Source organism: Mesotoga sp. Brook.08.YT.4.2.5.2. (assembly GCF_003351125.1).
In the GTDB taxonomy this organism is placed as follows: domain Bacteria; phylum Thermotogota; class Thermotogae; order Petrotogales; family Kosmotogaceae; genus Mesotoga.
The window spans coordinates 1-6177 of the sequence record NZ_JPGZ01000003.1; the positions used below are offsets into that span (position 1 = coordinate 1).

At 46.4% G+C, this 6177-nt stretch carries 6 protein-coding genes; all 6 read right to left on the reverse strand.

Annotated elements, in window-relative coordinates:
• Nucleotides 1-980: 980 nt before the first annotated feature.
• The 6 genes from Q502_RS00540 to Q502_RS00565 all read right to left on the reverse strand — a co-directional run bounded on the left by Q502_RS00540 (nt 981) and on the right by Q502_RS00565 (nt 5514).
• Nucleotides 981-1328 (reverse strand): type II toxin-antitoxin system PemK/MazF family toxin, encoded by a 348-nt coding sequence (locus Q502_RS00540; protein ID WP_099830885.1) that lies wholly within the window; start codon nt 1326-1328, stop codon nt 981-983.
• Nucleotides 1321-1572, reverse strand: coding sequence for a hypothetical protein (locus tag Q502_RS00545; RefSeq protein ID WP_099830886.1), 252 nt, complete (start codon nt 1570-1572; stop codon nt 1321-1323). The genes Q502_RS00540 and Q502_RS00545 overlap by 8 nt, the downstream gene beginning before the upstream one ends.
• Nucleotides 1573-1881: 309 nt before the next feature.
• Entirely contained in the window at nt 1882-3552 is a 1671-nt protein-coding gene (locus tag Q502_RS00550) for a putative ABC transporter permease subunit (RefSeq protein WP_102819408.1), read from the reverse strand.
• Nucleotides 3509-4267: an ABC transporter ATP-binding protein gene (locus Q502_RS00555; protein WP_099830888.1), complete on the reverse strand. Its 759-nt coding sequence runs from the start codon at nt 4265-4267 to the stop codon at nt 3509-3511. The genes Q502_RS00550 and Q502_RS00555 overlap by 44 nt, the downstream gene beginning before the upstream one ends.
• Before the next feature lie 18 nt (nt 4268-4285).
• Nucleotides 4286-5158, reverse strand: coding sequence for an ABC transporter ATP-binding protein (locus Q502_RS00560; RefSeq protein WP_099830889.1), 873 nt, complete (start codon nt 5156-5158; stop codon nt 4286-4288).
• Nucleotides 5140-5514, reverse strand: a complete 375-nt coding sequence (locus Q502_RS00565) for a GntR family transcriptional regulator (protein ID WP_099830890.1) — start codon at nt 5512-5514, stop codon at nt 5140-5142. Before Q502_RS00565 ends, Q502_RS00560 begins: the two co-directional genes overlap by 19 nt.
• Nucleotides 5515-6177: the final 663 nt, after the last annotated feature.

The window sequence follows — 6177 nt, forward strand, 5'->3', positions numbered from 1 at the left end:
TTGGGGCAGGCTCTACGGGATGACAATGTCATAAGGTTATGCAATTCTTTTGTAGGGGCGAACGGCTGTTCGCCCGAAAAGGAAATCCTCCACCGAGGCCTGACTGGCTTCCGTATTTCTCGCCTTCTCGTGAGCGCAGCGAACGCCTCGACATTGCTCTTTCTCGATCGAATGGTCTTGGCGGTGAACGGGTTCATGATCTTGAACGGTCAACGGTGAACCATGTTTTAGAGCGTTCAGCGGGTTCACCGCTTTTAAGCGTACAGCAGAACTTCTGGCGTATAGCGGATCTTCAGGGCGAGATCCCGTGCAGGTACCCTGAACAGGTGCACATCAGGGCAGGCTCTACGGGATGACAAAGTAGGGGATTGACATAAGGAGTTACTCGGAATGCCGGCCTTACGTTATTCGGAAAACATCACATCCCGTTAGCTGACAAAGCTGGTCAGAATCTCGATCTTCACGTGAACACAAAGGTTCCTTTGCCTGACGAAGTCGGAACTGGCCTCGCCAAATCAGTCAGGTATTCTTGTAGTTTTTCTCGCCACTACTTGCAGTGACTGGCCTCAGCTGAAAGCTGAGACTGGCACCACGAAGTGGTACTGGCGATGGCGAAGCCTTCACTGGCGGCGATGATTTTCGCCTTCTGACTGGCCTGCGGTAGCAGACTGGCTTTTCTCGTCTTCTCTTGAGCGAAATGAACTCTCGAATACTCTTTCTCGGCTCTTGAAAGCCTTGCAACTTGCAACATGGTACTTGGAACTGTTCTTCCCAGCGTTCAGTGGGTCTTCGTTCTCAAGAGTACAGCGGCAATTTGAGATGGCAGTTCTTGGAGGGATTCTCTTAGAGACAAAACGCTATCCAGATGCGCCAGAGTTTGCCAAAAAAAATGGCAGCGAAAGCCACCCAGTCGCTAACAAATCGTCAATAGATATGGCTATACTAGGCTTCTGCTGAATCTAACGCCCTAATTCGGTTCATTAGATGTTGAGGAGAATCTTTATGCGATCCAGTACCTCCAAGATAACTTCTTCAGAGACCTGGCCGATCTTCTTCTCCAGTCTATTTCTTGAGATAGATCTTAAGTCCTCGGTCTTGATGTAGCTTGTTACGTCGAGACCTGTTTGCTTTCCAGAAATCTCAACGTGAAGTGGGATCGATTTGTTCTTTGACGTTAAGGGCACGACAATCACGAGTTCAGCAGGCCCATGATTGAACTGGTCGACCGAAATGACCAAACATGGCCGAAATCCAGATTGTTCTCTGCCTCTAGTCGGATTAAGGTTTGCCAACCATATTTCGCCTCTTGAAGGTAGCTCTCTATTCATGATCGCTCTGCCCGTCGGAAAGTGTGCCTTCCCATTCTTCCCTCTCCACTAACTCGCCTTTCCACAGATCGCCTTGTTCTTTCAGTTTTGCGAAGGCTTCATTTGTATCTTCGAGGAGTATCTCACGTCTGTATGACTCCACAGCTTTAGCAAGCATCTCCCCCATTGTTTTGCCACTGGCGGAGGCCATAGCCTTGAGTTTGGAATGAGTTTCGGAGGAGACTCTGACTACTTGTGTCTTCAAAATCGATCACCACCTAGTAAACTGATCAGTATACTATAACATAACACGATTTTTGGTAGAAAGCTCCGTTACGCTCGCACCGGCAATTGTTTTGTTGTAAACAAAGTACGCGAAAGCAGAGCGAAAAAGAAGACTGATTTTCGCCGAAGGCGCATTGCGTCTTATTTCAGCAGTGACTGGCTTTTTTCTCGTATTCTCTTGAGCGAAATGAACTCTCGAATTTGCTCTTTCTCGATTGATCTTATCGGAGGACGCCTCTTCAAAGCGTAAAGCGTTTCCTAACAAGCGGATCTTTCGGCTAGGCTCACTTTAAACGTCTCTTATCATCAGTCTATTTGGTTTCTTCAACAGCACAGGCCAGGAGATTACTATGCCCACAATTCCGATCAGGGCCAGCACGAGAGTCATGAGCATTCCTGAGATCGTATCCTTCAGCAGGAATGCAAGATACCCGAAGCCTCCAACGTAACCGAATACCACCGGAATTGAAAGCGCAACATTTACGTTTTGCTTCATGGCTCTTTGCGGATTCTCCCACCCGAGGATTGGCTTCACTGAGTCAATTATCATCTGAAGGATGTTCAGGAAGGTAAGCGTTATAGCCCCCACAACGAAGACAACTGTTGCTTCAACAAATGAGAGCCCCAGTATTACGCTCAGAGCTATTGCACCCGAGACCGGTCCTATGAAGCTCAAGGTCTGAACATGAACGAACTTGACCGTAACAATCTCCGATGTCTTGACAGGTAAGGCTTTAAGCTCATGGATTAGTTTTCCTTCTCTACTGAATATGGAGGAGGCGAGCCCGTTTATTCCTCCGGAGACTGCGGCTATCAATGCGCCGACCGGGACAAATAGCTCTCTGTACTGCTGAAATTGCTGGATCATCTGTCCGATCTCATCAGTTTGACCGGCCACGGCAGCGATTACAAGCAATATCGGAAGGATCACCACATTTCCGAATCCGTTGAAAGCGAAGGCAGGGACTTTGAGGAAGTACCACCATTCGCGTCTATGAAGTGCCGCGAACTTGCTGTTCTGAACTCCCATCAGGCCTGTAATTTCGCCTTCCTTAAGTGCGGTGCGTTTTGCAAAGTTTTCTTGCAGACTCGAGTAAACCGAGTAGTAGAACTTGTCACCGAAGAAGAGAAAGACTCCGAGAGCGGCCACGTGAAGCGCAATAAACGCAAGAAGCCACAACAATCCCTCAAAGAGGGGTCTGCTCAGGGCCTTTGTAACCAGTATCGTCGGAGGATACGCTCCGGCTGTTTTGTTCAGAATCGCATCCTCGCTCGAGAAGATCCTGGCAAATTCCTCGGCGCTCATATTTGGATCTACGCGGCTGGTGAAGGAGATGAAGATCAGCACTCCCACCAAAATAAGTGCACTCAAGAGATAAACCATATTATCTCTATGCCTTTTGAATCGAAATAGCCTTGAGAGAGGAAGGACGATTATTGCGGAAAGCATTATCGGCAACACCTGACTTAAAAGAAACACAATCACCATGAAGATCCAGTATCCGATTCCTGCCGAGGATCGCACGCCATACAGGATATATGCTGGAAGGATTATAGCAAGCGAGATCAACATAAGGTCCATCAAGACTACGAGGAACTTCGACATAAGTACTTCTGTCGATTTCAGGGGCAAAGGTATCAAAACGCGCATATCGTCGCCAAAGAAAAAGGTGCTTATCATGAGGAAGATCCCAAAGATGAATCCAAAGAGATTTGCAATCAGGAAAGGTCCTGACAGAAAGAGCGATCTCAGTCCGGATGCTTCATACTGATCGTACATCGTGTTGAGCAAACCTCCGTAAAGCGGTCCGAGAGTCAAGCCCATCAGGAGTATGACACCGATTATCAGGGCCGGTTCCCATAGCCTTTCCTTTCTCTTGAAGTGATATAGGGACCTGGGTATGTTGTAGTGAGAATTAATCAGCGTCGAGGTAAGAGAAATCACCATTTTCAGTCTCACTACCTGTCACCTCCAGGAAGAGTTCTTCCAGACTTCCCCTGCCGCTAAGCTTCCTCAGTTGATCAACGGTGCCAACGAATTCTAGCTTGCCCTTATTGATTATTCCTATCCTGTCACATATTTTCTCAGCTACTTCCATTACGTGAGTAGAGAAAAAGACCGTGTTTCCAGCCTTTACATGATTTCTCATCATCTGCTTGAGAATGAAGGCCGATTCTGGATCTAGACCGACTATTGGTTCATCAAGGATCCAGAGATCCGGATTGTGTATGAGGGCTGCAACAAGAGAGAGCTTCTGTCTCATTCCGTGAGAATAAGTGGAGACTGGGTCTTTCACGGCATCGGAGAGCTTGAAGTTTTGAAGCAGCTTCAAAGCCCTTTCTGCTCGCGTCTTCGGAGGAACCAGGAACACGTCGGAAATCATGTTTAGATATTGAACTCCCGTGATTTTCTCCATAACTAGCGGTTCGTCTGCAACGTAACCCATCTTCATCTTCGCTTCCACAGGTGAAGTTAGTACATCGATTTCGTCGATGTGTATGCTTCCGGATGTCGGCTGAAGCAGACCTACTATCATCTTTATGGTAGTGGTCTTACCGGCTCCGTTCGGTCCGAGAAAGCCAAATATCTCGCCTTCTTTGACAGTAAGGCTCACATCATCTACTGCCTTCACACTTCCACTATAAATCTTCGTAAGGTTTCTAATCTCGATCACGATCCTAACCTCCTGCGCTCAACGAGAATTTCTGTTTTCACTCCTGACCAGAATTTGAAAAAACTCCTCCAGGTCAGGAATCGAAATGGTTGCTTCATCTGTTTTGTAGAATCTCTCTGTTGCCTCTAAGTTTTCGACTATTATCGAAAGTCTGTTAAGTTCCTTTGCTGCCGCCAGACAGTCCGTACAACTGTCGAGTTCCTTTTTGTTAAAGGGCATCTTTACGATTCTGTACTTTTCTTTGATTCCGTCGAGATCACCGGAATACTTAACCTTCCCGTTTATCATAATAAAGAATTCGTCTGCGATTTTTTCGACTTCAGGGATTATATGGGACGTGTACAGTACAGTCTTTCCGGCAATCACCTTTTCTCTTATGAATTCGAGAGTGTCGTCTCGCATGATTGGATCGAGGCCCCATGTCGGTTCGTCCAATATGTAGAAATCTGCGTCGGTTGAAAGAGCTAATGAGATGTACATCGCTGTCTTCATGCCGTTTGAGAAGGTTCTAATTTTCTTTGTACAGGGAAGGTGGTAGTGTGCGATATACTTGCGCGCCTGGTTTTCATCGAATCTGCTCGAAATTCTGCGAATCAATTTGAGGGTTTCTTCTATGTTCAGATTCTCGTAGAGATTCTTCTCCTCAGGAACGAACGAGATCATTTCTCTGACCTCATCAACGGGTCTTCCAAGAACAAGTATCGATCCAGAGTAATTGATCAATCCTAATATAGATTTCAGAACTGTCGTTTTGCCGGCTCCATTTGGACCAAGCAGTGCGTAGATTCGTTGTTTTTCCAGCTTGACATCGATCCCGCAAACGGCCTCAACATTGCCCTTATAAGTCTTTTCAAGGTTCTGTATGTCCAGGGTTAATTCATTTCTTTCCATATCTTCTCAATCACCTCCAGGAGCCTTTCCAGAGAAATTCCCGATTTCTTCAAACGAAGGATGGGCTCCCTAAGCTCAGTAGATAGGCTTTCAAAGACAGAGTCTCTTACCTGATCTCTATCACTGATTACTATATACCCTAGTCCCTGTCTTGCCATAATCAAGCCTTCCATCTCGAGTTCTCTGTAGGCTCTGGCAACAGTGTTAGGATTAACCCTGATTTGAGAAGCCATTTCACGAATTGAGGGAAGAGGATCACCTTCCTTAAGTTTCTCCTTAAGGATCTCCTCTCTCACCCCCCTCTTGATTTGATCGTAGATCGGTAATGGGGATCTTATGTCGATGTCAAACCACACATTATCACCTTCCGTAATGCCTTTGTCTTGTAAGTGTTGCTTCAAGAAATGAAGAACCGTCCTTGGTCCTTCGTCCAAGACCATGAACCCGTCCTTCGAAAGAGCAGTTGCAAGTTGCCAGTTACAAGTTGCAAGCATAAGAACCGCTGTACGCTTAAGAGCAAGGACCCGCTGATCGCTGTAAAGAGCAGTCCTCGTCCTTCGTCCCAGATCATGAACCCGTCCTTCGAAAGAGCAGTTGTAAGTTGCCAGTTCCAAGTTGCAAGCATAAGATCCGCTGTACGCTTAAGAACAAGGACCCGCTGATCGCAGTGAAATACGGTTGACCGTTGACCGTTCAAGATCATGAACCCGTTCACCGATAAGATAAGTCAAGAATGAGCATGGTCGGAACCTTCGCTGCGCTCACGCGAAGGCGAGAGATTTGCAGCGACAAGGATCGAGATTCTGACCAAGAGCTTTGTCAGAATGACGAGCTGTGATGCTTTTCGAGGTTCTGTCTCTTTTTTTGTGTAAACCCCTTTTTTGTAATGGGTTTAAGAATCAGCTTATGTACTTAGCTAATCTTTCATACTTTATCACAAGTTGAGTTAGGATCTTTGACCATTCAAGGGTTCTTACTGTCCATTTCTTTGTTATATTTATTATTGCTAGATAAGCCAT